The following is a 16,426-nucleotide window of genomic DNA, read 5'->3' on the forward strand; positions in this document are numbered from 1 at the left end:
TGCTCCGTTTCCTGTTGGCAGGTCGGCCATGAAAACCGCCGGGTTCAGCGGCCCCAGGCCATGACGGCCCTGCCCGCCCCGCTGACTCAATCCCGCAGCACGGCGAACAGAAGGCCCGGCTAACGGCAGGGCTGCACCACGTATCTGGAACCTGTCGGCACCATCTCCCGGATGAGTTGCACATCCTCCGGGGTCAGCAGGGACCGGTCATAGGTGGTCCGAAAGTGATGCTCGACGCCACTGGCGGCAATCAGGGCCGCGGAGCGGAAAATGGTGCCGACGTCGACCCGGGTTCCGGCCAGCAGGGCATATCGCGCCGGCGGCGCCTTCAGATCCATGGCCACATAGTTGACCAGGCCTTGGGCCAGCAGGCCGGCCAGCAGATCGGGCCGGCTGCCGTTGGTGTCCAGTTTGACCGGATAGCCCATGGCCCGCACAGCAGCGCAGAACTGCGGCAGCGCGGGCTGGAGCGTGGGTTCGCCGCCGCTGACCACCACCCCGCCGAGCTTGCCGCGCCGAGCCGCCAGGCGGTCAAGGACCTCCGCCGGCGCATACGCTCCCGCAGGCTTGCGGGGGATCAGTTGCGGATTGTGGCAGTAGGGACAGCGGAAACCGCATCCCTGGAAAAAAACCACCGCAGCGACCCTGCCGGGAAAATCGATGAAACTGGCCGGACAGCAGCCGCCGATGACGAGGCCGGCCAACGCATCAGAATGCGCGGTCATAGGTCGTCCGGGCGGCGAACTCCGCCTGCTTGCCCTCATGCCAGTGCTGAACGGGGCGGAGATAGCCCACCACCCGCGAATAGACCTCGGTCCGCGCCTGGCACTGCGGACAGAGGGCGTGCTCGCCGGCCAGATACCCGTGGCTGGGGCAGATGGAAAACGTGGGCGTCACCGTGAAATAGGGGAGCCGGTAGGTGCGGCACACCGTCTTGATGAAGGACTTGACAGCCTGCGGGTCGATATCGGATTCGCCGACGAAGCAATGCACCACCGTGCCGCCGGTGTATTTTGCCTGGAGTTCGTCCTGGTGATCGAGGAGGGCGAAGATGTCGTCGGTGTAATTGACCGGCAACTGGGTCGAATTGGAGTAGATCGGCGTCCTCTCCTCGCCCGGACAGAACAGCGAGGCGCGCATGTCGGGAAAGCGGCGGATGTCCAGCCTGGCCAACCTGTGCCCGGTTCCCTCCGCCGGAGTGGCCTCCAGATTGTACTGATTGCCGGTTTCGCCCTGAAACTGCTGCAAACGCAAGCGCATATGATCGAGGATGCGCAGGGCGAAGGCGCGCCCCTCTTCGGTGCCGATGTCCTTGCCCAGCAGATTGAGGCAGGCGTCGTTGGCGCCGATGAGGCCGATGGTCGAGAAATGATTGTCCCAGTAGCGGCCGAACCGGTGCCGGATGCCGCGGAGATAGAAGCGGATGTAGGGGTAGAGCCCTCTGTCGGTGAAGCTCTCCAGCACCTTCCGCTTGGTTTCGAGCGACGTTTTGGCGAGTTGCATCATCCGGTCCAGGCGCTTGAAAAAATCGCCTTCGTCGACAGCCTGACAACCGAGGGCGGCCATGTTGATGGTGACCACGCCGATCGATCCGGTCAGCGGATTGGCCCCGAACAGACCACCGCCCCGTTTGGCCAGTTCGCGGGTGTCGAGCCGGAGCCGGCAGCACATGGATCGGGCGTCGTCCGGGCTCAGGTCGGAATTGATGAAGTTGGCGAAATAGGGCAGGCCGTAACGGGCCGTGGTCTGCCAGAGCGGTTCCAGGCCGGGGTGGTCCCAATCGAAGTCGGCGGTGATGTTGTAGGTCGGGATGGGGAAGGTGAAGACCCTGCCGCGGGCGTCGCCCTCGGCCATGACCTCCAGGAAGGCCTGGTTGAGCATGTCCATCTCGTGCTGATACTCGCCGTAGACGGTATCCCTTTCCCGGCCACCGATCACGACCGGGACCTTCCTGAGATTCGATGCCGGCGCGAGATCCATGGTCAAATTCGTGAACGGCGTCTGGAAACCGACCCTGGTGGGCACGTTGAGGTTGAAAACGAATTCCTGCAGGGCCTGCTTGACCTCCCGGAAGGCGAGCCGATCGTGGCGGATGAAGGGGGCGAGCAGGGTATCGAAACTGGAAAAGGCCTGGGCGCCGGCGGCCTCCCCCTGCAGGGTGTAGAAGAAGTTGACGATCTGGCCGAGCGCGCTGCGAAAATGCCTGGCCGGTGCGCTTTCCGCCTTGCCGGGCGCACCGGTGAACCCGCTCAGCAACAGGTCGCGCAGGTCCCAACCGACACAGTAGACCGAGAGCAGGTTGAGATCGTGAATGTGCAGATCGCCGTTTTGATGGGCGTTGCGCACCTCGGTGGAATAGATCTTGTTGAGCCAGTAGGTCCGGCTGACCTCGCTGGAGATGTAATTGTTCAATCCCTGGAGGGAATAGGACATGTTGGAGTTTTCCTGCACCTGCCAGTCGAGTTGCTGCAGATAGCCGTCGATCAGGGCGAGGTCGGTCTGGGTCACCATCTCCCGGAGCCGGGCATGCTGGTCCCGGTAGAGGATGTAGGCCTTGGCCGTCTTCTTGAACGGGGAGGAGAGCAGGACCTCCTCCACCACGTCCTGGATCTCCTCGACGCCGGGAATGTCGGAGTCGATGACGGATTGGGCGACGGCCAGGGTGTGCATGGTCAGCCGCCGGGCCACGGGCAGGTCGAACTCGCCCGTGGCCTGCCCCGCCTTGTGCAGGGCATTGGTGATCTTGCCGGCCTCGAACGGTGCCAGGCGCTGATCGCGTTTTTTTATGGTGGTGAAAACTCTGACGGACGACTGGGGACAGACTTGAGGCATGGCTCTCTCCTTGACGCGAGAAGACGAGTGAATCGGATGACAACCCCGATGCAGAGTTGCCGTTGAACGGCAGGTTTTCGGACTTTCAGGCGTGTGGAAGCCTACTGGTTGTCACTTCCCGGTGCTCGACCAGTGTATACGACAACGTTCGTTCCTGATGACCGCTGCGCGACAGTTCCGGATTCGCACCGGATTCCCTTTTACTGCCTCCGCCCGGCAAGGCGGAGCGCAACCGTTAACGCTATATATTGTGTTATCAGATTCTGTTCAACACTAAAAATAGCGAATCTTCGAAAAAGCCCCGGAACAGGTCGCCGCGCCTCGGTGCAATCGGCGCGAAAGACAAAGAAGAATTTTGTGCTTGACAATATTCTGGCAGGCCGCTTAAGTGTCTCTGTTTTTAGATGTACGCATTTCAGGTTCCGCAAGGATGAAAAGGGAACCCCGTGTGAATCGGGGACGGGCCCGCCGCTGTATCCGGGGACAAAGGCTGCAATGATGTCACTGACCGCATGGTTGGGAAGGCGCAGCCTAGAGGACGATCCGGAAGTCAGAAGACCTGCCTGAAAACATGCCAGTGCTTTCCCCCTGGACCAGGGAAGGCGTCGATACGTGGATAAACCAGGGCATCCCCGGATCAATGTCGCATTGATCCGGGGATTTTTTTTGCCCTGTGGAGAAGAGCGAAACCGGTCCACCAGCAGTACGGTTTTATTTTTTCATACAGAAAATCGGTGCCATAGCAGTATGGCCCAACAGGGAAAACGGTGCAAATCCGTTGCGGTCCGGCCGCTGTAACCGGGGACGAAATCCGCACGACGCCACTGATCGATTGATCGGGAAGGCGCGGAGAGTAGATCGATCCGGAAGCCAGAAGACCTGCCGATTTTCCGATCAGCGTTGACGGCCGTGGTTCCCGTTGTTGATCCCAGCACCCGTGCTCGACCTCCATGCCGCCAGGCATGGACCGATGGTGCAGAAACAGGGGAACCCCCGGTCCGAACAGGGCCGGGGGTTTTTTGTTCAACAAGTAACAAGGAGTGTGGAATGGGAACAGCATTGGATATTCTCAGCGATTTTCCCACCAATACCCATGCCCAGTGGCTGGCGGCGGTGGAAAAGGAACTCAAGGGCAAGCCCTTTGACAAGACCCTGGTCAAGAAGACCTACGAGGGCATCGACATCCAGCCCATGTACTTCATGCACGACCTCGACGGCCTGCCGCAGGTGGACACCCTGCCGGGCCAGGCGCCGTATCTGCGGGGCACGACGGCATCGGGCCACGTGGTCAACGCCTGGCACATCGCCCAGGAGATCACCCTGGCCGAGCCGGAGGCCTTCAACCGGGCGGCGCAGTTCGACCTGGGCCGGGGCCAGAACAGCCTGAACATCGTCCTCGACCGGGCGAGTCTGCACGGCGACAACCCCGACCAGGCACCGCAGGAAGCGGTCGGCGCCGGCGGTCTGTCGCTCGCCACTTTGGCCGACGCCCAGGCCGCCTTTGCCGGCATCGACCTGACCTCGCTGCCGTTCCGCCTGACCTGCGGCGCCACCGGCATCGGGCCGGCGGCCCTGCTCGCGGCATTGGTGGAGGAACAAGGCGCATCGACGGCGGCCTTGCGGGGCTCGCTGGTGGTCGATCCCCTGGGCACCCTCGCGGTGGCAGGCACCCTGCCCTGTCCCCTGGAGACGGCCTACGACCGCATGGCCCAACTCACCCGCTGGGCCGTGGCCCAAGCGCCGGAACTGCACACCATCGCGGTCGGCGTCGACGGCTACCAGAACAGCGGCGGCAGCGCGGTCCAGGACATCGCCTTTGCCCTGGCCACCGGCGTGGCCTATATCCGTGCCCTGCTGGACCGCGGGCTGCATATCGATGAGATCGCCCCCCGGATGACGTTCGAATTCGCCATCGGCGGCGATTTCTTCATGGAGATCGCCAAGTTCCGGGCGGCGCGCCTGGCCTGGGCACAGGTGGTCGCCTCCTTCGGCGGCAACGAGGAGGCGCAGAAGATGCGCATCCATGCCCGGACCTCGCGCTGGAACAAGACCGAGGTCGATCCCTGGGTCAACATGCTGCGCGTCTCCACCGAGGCCTTCTCCGGCATCGCCGGCGGCGTCGACAGCCTCCATGTCGGTCCTTTCGACGAGATCTTCCGCACCCCCAACGAGTTCTCCCGCCGCATCGCCCGCAACGTCCACATCGTGCTCAAGGAGGAGGGCCACTTCGACAAGGTGGTCGATCCGGCCGGCGGCTGCTGGTACGTGGAGAAGATCACCGCCCAACTGGCGGAGAAATCCTGGAAGCTCTTCCAGGATGTCGAGGCGGCCGGCGGCATGGCCAAGGCGCTCATGCAGGGCATGCCCCAGGCCGAGGTGGCGGCGGTGGCCGAGCGGCGCGCCAAGAACATCGCCACCCGCACCGACCGGTTCGTCGGCACCAACATGTACCCGAACCTCCAGGAAAAACGGCAGCTGGCCGAACCCGTCGATCACGCCGCCCTGCAACGGCAGCGGACCGAGGCCCTGGCCGCGCACAATGCCACCGTCGACCGGGCCGCCTGCGATACCGCCCTGGCCGCGGTGCGGGACAGCATGGCCGCCCAGGACGCGACCCTGATGACCAAGGCCGTGCAGGCCGTCCGCGCCGGCGCCAGCCTGGGCCAGCTCACCGCGGCCCTGCACGTCGACGGGGAACCGGCCAAGGTCCAGCCGCTCAATCGCCATCGCGGCGCCGAACCCTTCGAGCGCATCCGCCGGCTCACCGAGGCCCATATCGCCCGCACCGGCCAGACGCCCAAGCTCTTCCTGGTCAACATGGGCTCGATTCCGCAGCACAAGGCCCGGGCCGATTTCGCCACCGCCTTCTTCAATGTCGGCGCCTTCGAGACCATCGGCAACAACGGCTTCGCCACCGTGGACGAGGCCGCCCGGGCCGCGCTCGACTCCGGCGCCAAGGCGGTGGTGATCTGCTCCACCGACGCCACCTATCCTGAACTGGTGCCACCGCTGGTCGAGCGGCTCAAGAGTGCCGATGCCGGCATCATGGTCATCCTCGCCGGCTATCCCAAGGAACATGTCGAGGCCTTCACGGCAGCCGGGGTGGACGAATTCCTCCACGTCCGCGTCAACGCCCTGGAACTGCTGACCAAACTGCAACGCCATCTGGAGGTGACCGCATGAGCGCGCCCGATTTTACCACCATCGCCCTGCAACCCAAGGTCTCGCCGACCAGCTATGAGGCCTGGGCGGCCAACATCAGGAAGGAAACCGGCCTTTCCGCCGAAGAGTTGGTCTGGCGGACGGTCGAGCAGATCGACGTCAAACCGATGTACACCCGCAAGGATTACGACGGCCTCGACCATCTCGCCTACATGGCCGGCATCCCGCCCTACCTGCGCGGCCCCTACGGCACCATGTTCGTGCAGCGACCCTGGACCGTGCGCCAGTACGCCGGCTTCTCCACGGCCGAGGAGAGCAACGCCTTCTACCGCCGCAACCTGGCCGCCGGCCAGATGGGCCTGTCCATCGCCTTCGACCTGGCCACCCACCGCGGCTACGACTCCGACCATCCCCGCGTGGTCGGCGACGTCGGCAAGGCCGGCGTGGCGGTCGACTCGATCCTGGACATGAATGTGCTCTTCGCCGGCATCCCGCTCGACCAGATGACCGTGTCCATGACCATGAACGGCGCGGTCCTGCCGATCATGGCCTTCTACATCGTCGCGGCCGAGGAGCAGGGGGTCAAGCAGTCGCAACTGGGCGGCACCATCCAGAACGACATCCTCAAGGAATACATGGTGCGCAACACCTACATCTACCCGCCGGCGCAAAGTATGCGGATCATCTCCGACATCTTCGCCTACACCTCGAAAAACATGCCCAAGTACAACAGCATCAGCATCTCGGGCTACCACATGGAGGAGGCCGGCGCCACCTCGGACATCGAGATGGCCTACACCCTGGCCGACGGCTGGGATTATGCCCGCGCCGGGGTCAACGCCGGCATGGACATCGACACCTTTGCCCCGCGGCTGTCGTTCTTCTGGGCCCAGGGCATGAACTACTTCATGGAGATCGCCAAGATGCGCGCGGCCCGGGTGCTCTGGGCCAAGATCATCAAGAGTTTCAACCCCAAGAACGTCAAGTCCCTGGCCCTGCGCACCCACAGCCAGACCTCGGGCTGGAGCCTCACCGAGGGCGACCCCTTCAACAACGTCTGCCGCACCTGCATCGAGGCCATGGCCGCGGCCCTGGGCCACACCCAGTCGATGCACACCAACTCGCTGGATGAGGCCATCGCCCTGCCCACCGAGTTTTCGGCCCGCATCGCCCGCAACACCCAGTTGTATCTCCAGGACGAGACCAACATCCTGCGGCCGGCCGATCCCTGGGCCGGTTCGTTCTACCTGGAGGCCCTGACCGGGGCGATCATGCGGCGCGGCTGGGACCTGATCCAGGAGGTGGAGAGCCTGGGCGGCATGGCCAAGGCCATCGAGACCGGCCTGCCCAAGATGCGCATCGAGGAGGCCGCCGCCCGCCGCCAGGCCGGCATCGACTCCGGCAAGGAGAAGATCATCGGCGTCAACAGCTACTGCCTGGACAAGGAGGACGCCCTCGACACCCTGGAGGTCGACAACACGGCGGTGCGCGAGGCCCAGCTCAAGCGGCTGGCCAAGCTCAAGGCCGAGCGCGACGAGCCCAAATGCCAGGCGGCGCTCAATGCCCTGACCCACTGCGCCGAGACCGGCGAGGGCAATTTGCTGGCCCTGTCCATCGAGGCGGCGCGGGCACGGGCATCGCTGGGCGAAATCAGTTTTGCCCTGGAAAAGAAATGGGGGAGGCACACGGCCGTGATTCGATCGATATCTGGCGTCTACAAGGCGGAGTTCAGCGAGAAGGAAGAGGTGCAGAAGGTCATCGCGATGACCAAGGAATTCGAGGAGATGGAGGGCCGGCGGCCGCGCATCATGGTGGCCAAGCTCGGCCAGGACGGCCATGACCGGGGCGCCAAGGTCATCTCCACCGCCTTTGCCGACCTGGGCTTCGACGTCGATATCGGGCCCCTGTTCCAGACCCCGGAGGAGGCGGCCCGCCAGGCCGTGGAGAACGATGCCCACATCATCGGCTTCAGTTCGCTGGCCGCCGGACACAAGACGCTGTTGCCCGCCCTGGTGCAGGAGCTGGAGAAGTTGGGCCGGCCGGACATCATGTGCGTCATCGGCGGCGTCATCCCGGCGCCGGATTACGAGTTCCTGCGGGAAAACGGGGCCGCGGCCATTTTCGGACCCGGCACGGTCATCCCGGTGGCGGCGATGAAGATCCTGGAGGAGTTGAAGACCCGGCTGCACGCCGAATAAGCGCATCCCCCCGGGCAGCGCTCTTCCGGATCCCTCTCCGGCCGGAGGGGCGCTGCCCCAACCCCAACACGCAAGGAGACGACATGAGGCCCAAGACGAAAACGCCGGAATGGGTTCCCGAAGGCCAGTGCGAAGGGTTTGCCTGCCGGGTGATGGATGGGGTGGCGGCCGGCCATGACGGCATCAGCACGTACAGCGGCACCGAGCAGGGGCAGAAACCCGCGGTCCGCCATCGGCGGCCGCAGCTCACCGCCCAGGAATACGCCGACGGCGTGCGCCGCGGCGACCGGGCCGTGCTCGGCCGGGCCATCACCCTGGTGGAGAGCAACGCGGCCCACCATATCGACAAGGCCCAGGAGGTGCTCAAGATCCTGCTGCCCTACACCGGCGATTCCATCCGCATCGGCATCACCGGCGTGCCGGGGGTGGGCAAGTCCACCTTCATCGAGACCTTCGGCTGCCACCTGATCGAACAGGGGCACAAGGTGGCCGTGCTGGCCGTGGATCCGTCCAGCTCCATCTCCGGCGGCTCCATCCTCGGCGACAAGACCCGCATGGAGCGGCTCAGCCGGGACGAACGCTGCTTCATCCGGCCCTCGCCCGCCGGCACCACCCTGGGTGGCGTGGCCCGCAAAACCAGGGAAACCATGCTGGTCTGCGAGGCCGCCGGCTTCGACGTGGTTCTGGTGGAGACCGTGGGCGTGGGCCAGAGCGAGACCACGGTCCGTTCCATGGTCGACTTCTTTCTCCTGCTGATGCTGGCCGGCGCCGGCGACGAGTTGCAGGGCATCAAGAAGGGCATCATGGAGTTGGCCGACGCCCTGGTGATCAACAAGGCGGACGGCAAGAACAAGCTCGTGGCCGAAACCGCGCGCGCCGAATACGAGCGTGCCCTCCACTACCTGCAACCCTCCACCGAGGGCTGGATCTCGCACGCCTACACCTGTTCGGCCCTGGCCAACGAGGGCATCGACGAGATCTGGAAGGTCATCGGCAAATACCGCGAGATCACCACCCGATCCGGGGTGTTCGCCCGGCACCGCAAGGAGCAGAACATCAAGTGGGTGCATGACATGCTCGACGACCACCTGCGCTCCCTGTTCGCCAGGCATCCGGGGGTGAACCGGATCATCAGGGATGTCGAGCGCAGCGTGGCCAATGGTTCCCTGCCCGCGGTGGCCGCGGTGCAGCAGTTGATCGCCGTGTTTGAATGCAAATCCTGACGGGCCGGCCGCCTGTCCGTCGACTCAGGTCCCGATAACTTTTTCCGCGCCCAGAATTGTATCCGGTTGCCATGTCACTCCGGGCGTCCCGTTTGCCGGCGGGGCGTCGCTCCAATTGCAGGGCCGGAAAAAGTTATCCGGGGCTTGTCCGCGCACCAGAAAAACAGCGCCGTCCGCCCAGGGAAAGGCAACCGGGAACAGGCCCGGTCAGCCGCGAGGCACACCACCACACGGGCACATCCGCCGGGGAGCAACAAACATGAAAACAGCGCGCATCACCCTCGAACTGTCGGGCCAGACGCTCGACAACCTGCTCTATCTCGCCGCCCGCCTCCAGCGGCATCCCAACGACCTCACCGTCGACCTGCTCCATGCCGCCATCGAGGCCTCCATGGACAGCGCCGACGCCCAGACATCCCTCATAGAGCAGCCGTCAAACGGCGTCCTGCAGTAGCGCCCCGCCGGTCATCCGGCCGGCGGCTCTTGTTGTGCCGCCATCTCCGGGATTTTCCTGCCGTGGGGATCGTCCCGCAGCTCGCCCAGTTGTTCGTGCAGATACTCGGCGGCGTCCTGGCTCAGATGCTCCAACTGATGGGCGGTGGCGTGCAACTCTTCCCTGGGGGTGCCGATCCGGGCCAGATAGGTCTCCCACAGGCGGTGGGCGCGCAGCACCTTGTTGGCCTCGGCCTCGCCCGCCGGGCTCAGGGCGAAGCCGGCGCCCTCCTGCGCGAGCAGCCCTTCCTGCAGCATGTATCTCAGCGCCCTGGTCATCTCCTTGGGCTTGATCTCGACATAGGTGGCGATCGCCTCCCGCGGGACAGCGGCCCGGGAGCGGAGGATGGTGGTGAGGATGTCCTCGATGTGCTGCTGCGGCACCAGCCGGCGCAGCCGCAGCCAGCGCGACAGCAGGCCGTATTTGGGCGCCAGCGTCCAGACGGCCAGGAATTGCAGGGTGCAGAACACGATGATGGCGCCGCCGCCCGCCGAATCGAGCCAGACGCAGACATAGAGCCCGCCGATGACGCTGGTCACCCCGAACAGGCCGGCCAGGACCATCATCTTGTCCAGCCGGTCGCTCAGCAGATAGGCCGTGGCCGCCGGCGTGATCAGCAGGCCCACCACCAGGATCACGCCCACCATCGACACCGCGCTGACCACCACCAGGGACACGCAGGTGGTCAGCAAATAGTCGAGCAAAAGCACGGGCAGGCCGATGCTCGCCGCCATGATCGGGTCGAAGGTGGCGATCTGGAAGTAGCGGAAAAAGAGGATCAGCACGGTCAGCACCACGCAGGCCACCGTGCCGCTGACCCAGAGGTCGGCATCGGTGATGCCGAGGATGTCGCCCATGATGAAATGCATCAGGTCGATATGGATGTACTGGCGGAAGACCGAGACCGCCACCACCCCCAGGGCGAAGATGCCGGTGTACATGATGCCGATGGCGGCATCCTCCTTGACCCTGGAGATGCGGGCAACGAAGCTGATCAGGGCCACCGTGGCCACGGCGGCGATGAGGCTGCCGAGCAGCATGCCCGGTGCGTGGGCCTCCAGGCCGAACAGCAGCTTCATCACCAGGTAGCCGCCGGCCACGCCGGCGATCATGGCATGGCTGAGGGCGTCGCCCAGAAAGGCCATGCGGCGCAGCACCACCAGGCAGCCGACCACGCCCGAGACCAGGGCCACCACCGAGCCGCCGATCAGGGCCTTCTGGAAATAGGTCTCCCGCAGCGGGGCGAGCACGAGTTCCATCATGGCCGTTCCTCCCGGTGGACGATATCGCTGAAGATGCGGAGCCGCCCCTCGTAGACGCGGCTCAAGAGATCCTCGCGCAGCACCTCCCCAGGTCTGCCGTAGGCATACAGCCGCTGCTTGATCAGGATCAGCTTGTCGAAGTATTCGGCGGCGGTGGACAGATCGTGATGGACCACCACCAGGGTCTTGCCCGATTTCTTCGCCCGTTCGAGCACATCGAGAATGGCCCGCTCGGTGGCCGCATCGACTCCGGCAAAGGGCTCGTCCAAGAGGAGGATGTCGCTGCCCTGGCTGAGCGCCCTGGCCAGGAACACCCGCTGCTGCTGGCCGCCGCTCAACTCGCCGATCTGCCGGTCGGCGAAATCCTGCATCCGCACCATTTCCAGTGCCTCGAGCGCCGCCTGCCGGTCCCGGTGGCCGGGATTGCGGTACCACGGGATCTGCTGATAGCGGCCCATCAGCGCCACCTCGCGGACGGTGATGGGAAAATCCCAGTCCACGGCCCCGCGCTGGGGCACGTAGGCCACCTGGCCCTTGGCCTTCTGGGCGGGCTGGCCGTTGATCGCCACCGTGCCCAGGTCGGGCTTGACGAAGCCGAGCACCGCCTTGATGAAGGTCGACTTGCCGGCGCCGTTGGGGCCGATGACCCCGACCAGCTGATCCCGCTCCACGGCCACGGTGACGTCGAGCAGGGCCGGCCGCGACTGGTAGCTCACGGTGAGATGGCGGACATCGATGGCAATGGCGGAATCAGTGCCCATGCCGTACCTCCGCGTCCAGGGTGAAGGGCAGCGAGCCGACGACGCGGGCGCCGCTTTCGCCCCAGAAGGTGGCCTCGGCCAGGGGTTGGCCGGCCCGGATGACCTGCACGCGGATGGCCTGGCTGCGGCCGCTCGCCGCCAGCGGCGGGCTGGCCTCCACGAAGATTTCGTTGCTGCCCGGCTGGATGCCGGCCAGTTGCTCCACCACCAGGGGTTCGCCCTGGCGCAGGCTGTCCGCCGGCACCGCGACCTGGCGGCCGTTGACCCGCACCACCAGGCCGCCTGCCGCCTCGTCCCCGACCCTGAGGGCAAAGGGGTCCGGTTCCGCGGCAAAGGTGGGGGTCAGGACCAGGCGGAACACGTCCTCGACCGCGACCTGGGACGCGGTCGCCTCGCGGACCGGAATATTTTTCGGACCCCGGTCGGCGTAGTACCAGCGCAGGCCGCCGATGACGATCACCCAGAGGCAGACGACGAGAACAAAGCGCATGTGTACCTCACTTGAGGGCGCTGACGATCAGGAGGACGTTCTCCCGCATCATGCCGATATAGGTTTCGCCGGCCGAACCGGCAGTGCCCATGGAATCGGAATAGAGTTCGCCGCCGATCCTGACGCCGGTATCCTCGGCGATCTGCCGGATCTGCTTCGGATTGATGCTGGTCTCGACAAAGATGGCCGGCGCGCCCGACGCCTTGATGGATTCCACCACCTTGCGCCGCCGCTCCGGCGTCATGCCGCCGCCGACCTCGGCCCCGGTCGACCAGCCCACCGGCGCGATGCTGAGGAAGCCGTTGCCCTCGTTGAACCGGTATTCGCGGCAGAAGTAGTTGAAGGCGTCATGGGTGGTCACCAGGATGCGCCGCTGGACCGGGATGCGGTCGACCTGCTCGCGGATCCAGGCGTCCAGGACCCGCAACTGTTGCAGATACAGCCTGGCCCTGGCCTCGTACTCCGCCCGGTTCGCCGCATCCCGCCCGATGATCGCCCGCGCGATATTGTTGACATAGACCGCGGCGTTGCGCGGCGAGAACCAGGCATGCGGATCGGCGATGCTGTCGTCCCCCTCGCCGAGGGTCAGGGGCTGCATGCCCGTCGTGGCGGTGACCAGCGGCTTGCCGGCATCGCGGGCCAGGGTGGCCATCCAGTCCTTCCCCTCCAGATGGAGACCGTTTTCCAGGCAGAGATCGGCCGCGAGCACCATGGCGACATCGGCCGGGGTCGGCTGATAGGTGTGGGGATCGGCTCCGGGGGCGAGGATGGATTTGACCACGATCCGGTCGCCGGCCACCTGGCGGGCGAAATCCGCGATCTGGGTGGTCGAGGCGACGATGACCGGCCTGGTTTCAGCCGCGGCCAGAGAAGGGATCAACACGCCCGCAAACAATGCCAGGGCCGTAAAGATGCTCGAAAAGCGCATGGTGACCTCACGGAAAGTAGGGATATGTCGTCTGCCGGTTCGTCCCGGCATGGGAAAAGTGCCGTTATCGTGCCGACGGCGCATCGGCCGGGTGCGAATGCAGCTTTGCTCGAGGTTTGAGTTTACCTCGCCCAAGTGCTCAATGTCGATTGTTCATTTTTTCCCGCAGGGTTTTTCGATCGATTTTGAGAATGGCGGCCGCCCTGGTTTTGTTCCCCTGCACGCTGGCCAGGACCTCGCCGATATATTCGGCCTCGTGTTCGGCCAGGCTGCGGTCCAGCCGTTTCGCCGCCGTGCGCACGGTTTTCATCTGCGGCGGCAGATCGGCCGATTCGATGCGCTCCCCCTCGCACATCAGGGTCAGCTTCTGCACCAGATTTTCGAGTTCGCGCACGTTGCCGGGCCAGTGATAGGCTGCCAGCTGCCGCAGGGCCTCGTCGCTGAAAAAAGGGACCGGACGGCCGAGATCCTTGGCGAACCGGGCATGGAAATGGTTGATCAGCAGCAAAAGATCGTCGCCGCGTTCCCGCAGGGGCGGCAGGGGAATGTCGATCACGTTGATGCGGTAGTACAGGTCTTCCCGGAACAGCCCTTTGGCGATCAGGTGCGGCAGGTCCTTGTTGGTGGCGAAGATCAGGCGGGTGTCGACGTGCACGGCCCGGCTCGACCCGACCTTGCAGATGGTTTTCTCCTGGATGGCCCGGAGCAGCTTGCCCTGCATGGCCGGACTGGCGTCGCCGATCTCGTCCAAAAACAGGGTCCCGCCCGCGGCGATCTCGAAAAATCCGGCCCTGCCGCTCGCCGCGCCGGTGAAGGCGCCCTTGACGTGGCCGAACAGTTCGCTTTCGATCAGATTTTCCGGGATCGCCGTGCAGTTGACCGAAACAAAGGGCGCCGTCCGCCGCGTGCCGGCGTAATGGATGGCGCGGGCGACCAGTTCCTTCCCCGTGCCGCTTTCGCCGGCAATGAGCACCGTGGCCGTGTTGCCGCCGGCCTTGTCGATCAGCCTGAACACCTGCCGCATGGCGGCCGACGCGCCGATGATGCCATGGGTGTCGCGGGCGGCCGTCCTGCCGTGCGCCAGCCGTTTGCGCCCCAGTTTGTCGATGATCGCCCGGACGGCCTGCAGCAGTTCCTGCTCGGTGAAGGGCTTGGCCAGGTAGTGTTCGGCGCCGGACTTGACCGCCTCCACGGCCCCCTCGATGGAGGGATAGCCGGTGATCATCATGATCTCGACATCCGGCAGGTTGTCGCGGACATGCCGGATCAGCTCCAGGCCGTTGGCTCTCGGCATGCGGAGGTCGGTGATGATCACGTCGAAAACGGCACCCGCCAGCGCCCGCAGCGCCTCGTCCACGCCGGCGCAGGTCCGGACCGCGTAGCCCGCGTCCTCGAGATGGGTCTGCATCACCTCGCGCGCATCGGCGGCGTCGTCGACGACCAGAATCCTGAAGGGTCCGGACCGTGCCTGCTGTTCGATATTCATGTGGGTCTCCTCCGGACGGTTCCGCCGAAACGGCGCCTGCGGCGAGGCGATCAGCTCCCCGCCCCCGCGTCGGGACCGGCGGCGCATGCCGGCCCGTCTTCGCCGTCATGGGCGGGAAAGGCAATAATACAGGTCGTGCCCCGTCCGACCACGCTCCGCACCTCGATGGTGCCGCCATGGGCCGCGACGATGCCGTGGACGACCGCCAACCCCAGGCCGGTGCCGTGGTCCACATCCTTGGTGGTGAAAAAAGGCAGAAAGATCTGCTCCAGGGTCTGATCGTCCATGCCGATGCCGGTGTCCTGCACGAACATCCGCGCCATCCCGTCGGCGCCGGCCGTGCGCAGGCTCAGGGTGCCTCCGCCGGGCATGGCGTGGATGGCGTTGACCACCAGGTTGACCAGCACCTGGGTGATCTGCGCGGCATCGGCCAGAATCGGCGGCAGGGCCGGATCGAACGAGGATTCGAACCGGATGGCCGCCTTGGCGAACCGGGGCTCGATGAACGACATGCCCTCGGCCAGCACGCCATTCAGGTCCGTCCGGCATTTCCGCTGCGGCATGGGGCTGCTGAACAGCATCATTTTCTTGATGATCTCCCGGGCGTGGAGAGACGCTTGAATGATCCTGTCGAGATAGCGGCTGGCCTGGGCCGGCGAGTGGATCTTCTTCATCGCCAGTTGCGCGAAGCCCAGAATGCTGCCCAGGGGTTCGTTGAGTTCGTGGGCCACTCCCGCGGTCAGTTGCCCCACCTTGGCGAGGCGGTCGGCATGGCGCAACTGGTGTTCGAGCCGGGACCGCTGCTCGTTGGCGAGCCTGATCCCGATCATCAGGGAGACCTGATGGGCGATGGCCCGCAGGAGATCGCGCTCCTCGGGACAAAACCGGTCCCCGGCCGGGCCGGCCGCCCCGTCCTCCCTGCGGTAAAACACCTCGATGGCGCCATGGGCTTCCCCTTCCAGGTGCAGTGCGGCCCGGATCGCGTGGCGGGATTCGGCGAAGCCGGCGGTCGTGAAGACCCTGTCGTCCACCACGATCCTGGCGCACACCCGGTCGGGATGCTGGAAGGCCGAGGGCAGCAGGGCCACGATCGCCTGCACCACCTCGGCGAAGGTCATGTCGGTGCGGGCGACGATCTTGGCGATTTCAAACAGACAGGCCAACTCCTTGTTGCGCTCGATCAGCTTGGCCCGCTCCTCCAGCAATGCCCGTTCCTGCATTCTTCGCCCCCTTCCCCCGGCATGGCGCCTCGTTCGGTCCATCTGCCCAGCAAGCGGAATGCCTGTCCTCGCGCGACAGGCCGCTCCGGCCGCGCGCCGCCTCCATTATCGGCCTTGCTCCCCCCCGCACCCTGCCACACGGCGAAGCGGCGCCCGCCCAAATCCGCGCCCGCCGGTCGGGCCGCCCCGGTTCGCATCGCCTGGGGAGAAACGAACCACCGGTCGAAAATTCCCCGGTACGGTTTCCCGGCCAGCCCTGCGAGGATGTCCGGCCAAGTCCCCCGTTCCGGGGCGCGGCTGGTCCCGGATCGATGCGTCCGTCCTCGCGGAGGGCGGCGATCCCGCAGCCGCCGGACAGGTCCCGCCGCCCA

The 16,426-nt window shown here is 65.4% G+C and carries 12 protein-coding genes and 3 riboswitches; of the genes, 4 read left to right on the forward strand and 8 right to left on the reverse strand.

Going from position 1 to position 16,426, the window contains the following annotated elements; genetic code table 11:
- Positions 1-119: 119 nt before the first annotated feature.
- A complete protein-coding gene (locus tag Q362_RS0105545; RefSeq protein WP_028317876.1) occupies positions 120-725 on the reverse strand; it encodes an anaerobic ribonucleoside-triphosphate reductase activating protein in 606 nt (201 codons plus the stop codon).
- Entirely contained in the window at positions 709-2,832 is a 2,124-nt protein-coding gene (locus Q362_RS0105550; protein WP_028317877.1) for a ribonucleoside triphosphate reductase, read from the reverse strand. Before Q362_RS0105550 ends, Q362_RS0105545 begins: the two co-directional genes overlap by 17 nt.
- Positions 2,833-2,883: 51 nt before the next feature.
- Positions 2,884-3,084: riboswitch (cobalamin riboswitch) on the reverse strand.
- A 148-nt stretch (positions 3,085-3,232) separates the two neighbouring features.
- Positions 3,233-3,413, forward strand: a riboswitch (cobalamin riboswitch).
- A 134-nt stretch (positions 3,414-3,547) separates the two neighbouring features.
- Positions 3,548-3,733: riboswitch (cobalamin riboswitch) on the forward strand.
- A gap of 146 nt (positions 3,734-3,879) precedes the next feature.
- Here Q362_RS0105550 and Q362_RS0105555 point away from each other — a divergent pair.
- The 4 genes from Q362_RS0105555 to Q362_RS0105570 all read left to right on the forward strand — a co-directional run bounded on the left by Q362_RS0105555 (position 3,880) and on the right by Q362_RS0105570 (position 9,869).
- A complete protein-coding gene (locus Q362_RS0105555) occupies positions 3,880-6,015 on the forward strand; it encodes a methylmalonyl-CoA mutase family protein (protein WP_028317878.1) in 2,136 nt (711 codons plus the stop codon).
- Complete coding sequence (gene scpA / locus Q362_RS0105560) at positions 6,012-8,192, forward strand: methylmalonyl-CoA mutase (RefSeq protein ID WP_028317879.1); 2,181 nt, start codon at positions 6,012-6,014, stop codon at positions 8,190-8,192. Before Q362_RS0105555 ends, scpA begins: the two co-directional genes overlap by 4 nt.
- An 83-nt stretch (positions 8,193-8,275) precedes the next feature.
- Complete coding sequence (gene meaB / locus Q362_RS0105565; protein ID WP_028317880.1) at positions 8,276-9,415, forward strand: methylmalonyl Co-A mutase-associated GTPase MeaB; 1,140 nt, start codon at positions 8,276-8,278, stop codon at positions 9,413-9,415.
- A 259-nt stretch (positions 9,416-9,674) separates the two neighbouring features.
- The gene (locus Q362_RS0105570) at positions 9,675-9,869 is read left to right on the forward strand and encodes a hypothetical protein (RefSeq protein WP_028317881.1); all 195 of its coding nucleotides are present in this window, start codon (positions 9,675-9,677) and stop codon (positions 9,867-9,869) included.
- Positions 9,870-9,880: 11 nt separating this feature from the next.
- Here the strand turns inward: Q362_RS0105570 and Q362_RS0105575 are convergent, their stop codons facing one another.
- From Q362_RS0105575 to Q362_RS19300, 6 genes are all read right to left on the reverse strand, one after another.
- Positions 9,881-11,170 carry a metal ABC transporter permease gene (locus Q362_RS0105575; RefSeq protein ID WP_028317882.1) on the reverse strand — a complete coding sequence of 430 codons (1,290 nt, stop codon included), beginning with the start codon at positions 11,168-11,170 and terminating at the stop codon, positions 9,881-9,883.
- Positions 11,167-11,931, reverse strand: coding sequence for a metal ABC transporter ATP-binding protein (locus tag Q362_RS0105580; protein ID WP_028317883.1), 765 nt, complete (start codon positions 11,929-11,931; stop codon positions 11,167-11,169). Before Q362_RS0105580 ends, Q362_RS0105575 begins: the two co-directional genes overlap by 4 nt.
- Positions 11,921-12,421 (reverse strand): hypothetical protein, encoded by a 501-nt coding sequence (locus tag Q362_RS19295; protein WP_051553729.1) that lies wholly within the window; start codon positions 12,419-12,421, stop codon positions 11,921-11,923. Before Q362_RS19295 ends, Q362_RS0105580 begins: the two co-directional genes overlap by 11 nt.
- Before the next feature lie 7 nt (positions 12,422-12,428).
- Positions 12,429-13,349 (reverse strand): metal ABC transporter solute-binding protein, Zn/Mn family, encoded by a 921-nt coding sequence (locus Q362_RS0105590; protein ID WP_028317884.1) that lies wholly within the window; start codon positions 13,347-13,349, stop codon positions 12,429-12,431.
- Positions 13,350-13,488: 139 nt separating this feature from the next.
- Positions 13,489-14,835 carry a sigma-54-dependent transcriptional regulator gene (locus Q362_RS0105595; protein ID WP_028317885.1) on the reverse strand — a complete coding sequence of 449 codons (1,347 nt, stop codon included), beginning with the start codon at positions 14,833-14,835 and terminating at the stop codon, positions 13,489-13,491.
- 50 nt (positions 14,836-14,885) lie between these two features.
- Entirely contained in the window at positions 14,886-16,055 is a 1,170-nt protein-coding gene (locus tag Q362_RS19300) for a sensor histidine kinase (RefSeq protein ID WP_051553730.1), read from the reverse strand.
- Between the last annotated feature and the right edge of the window lie 371 nt (positions 16,056-16,426).

This window comes from Desulfobulbus elongatus DSM 2908, assembly GCF_000621145.1.
Taxonomy (GTDB): Bacteria; Desulfobacterota; Desulfobulbia; order Desulfobulbales; family Desulfobulbaceae; genus Desulfobulbus; species Desulfobulbus elongatus.

What these genes read in the sequence shown, in the direction of transcription:
- Q362_RS0105590 (WP_028317884.1), bottom strand. Translation starts at nt 13,349, where the DNA reads ATGCGCTTTTCGAGCATCTTTACGGCCCTGGCATTGTTTGCGGGCGTG.
- Q362_RS19295 (WP_051553729.1), bottom strand. Translation starts at nt 12,421, where the DNA reads ATGCGCTTTGTTCTCGTCGTCTGCCTCTGGGTGATCGTCATCGGCGGC.
- Q362_RS0105570 (WP_028317881.1), top strand. Translation starts at nt 9,675, where the DNA reads ATGAAAACAGCGCGCATCACCCTCGAACTGTCGGGCCAGACGCTCGAC.
- Q362_RS0105550 (WP_028317877.1), bottom strand. Translation starts at nt 2,832, where the DNA reads ATGCCTCAAGTCTGTCCCCAGTCGTCCGTCAGAGTTTTCACCACCATA.
- Q362_RS19300 (WP_051553730.1), bottom strand. Translation starts at nt 16,055, where the DNA reads ATGCAGGAACGGGCATTGCTGGAGGAGCGGGCCAAGCTGATCGAGCGC.
- scpA (WP_028317879.1), top strand. Translation starts at nt 6,012, where the DNA reads ATGAGCGCGCCCGATTTTACCACCATCGCCCTGCAACCCAAGGTCTCG.
- Q362_RS0105545 (WP_028317876.1), bottom strand. Translation starts at nt 725, where the DNA reads ATGACCGCGCATTCTGATGCGTTGGCCGGCCTCGTCATCGGCGGCTGC.
- Q362_RS0105555 (WP_028317878.1), top strand. Translation starts at nt 3,880, where the DNA reads ATGGGAACAGCATTGGATATTCTCAGCGATTTTCCCACCAATACCCAT.
- Q362_RS0105580 (WP_028317883.1), bottom strand. Translation starts at nt 11,931, where the DNA reads ATGGGCACTGATTCCGCCATTGCCATCGATGTCCGCCATCTCACCGTG.
- meaB (WP_028317880.1), top strand. Translation starts at nt 8,276, where the DNA reads ATGAGGCCCAAGACGAAAACGCCGGAATGGGTTCCCGAAGGCCAGTGC.
- Q362_RS0105595 (WP_028317885.1), bottom strand. Translation starts at nt 14,835, where the DNA reads ATGAATATCGAACAGCAGGCACGGTCCGGACCCTTCAGGATTCTGGTC.
- Q362_RS0105575 (WP_028317882.1), bottom strand. Translation starts at nt 11,170, where the DNA reads ATGATGGAACTCGTGCTCGCCCCGCTGCGGGAGACCTATTTCCAGAAG.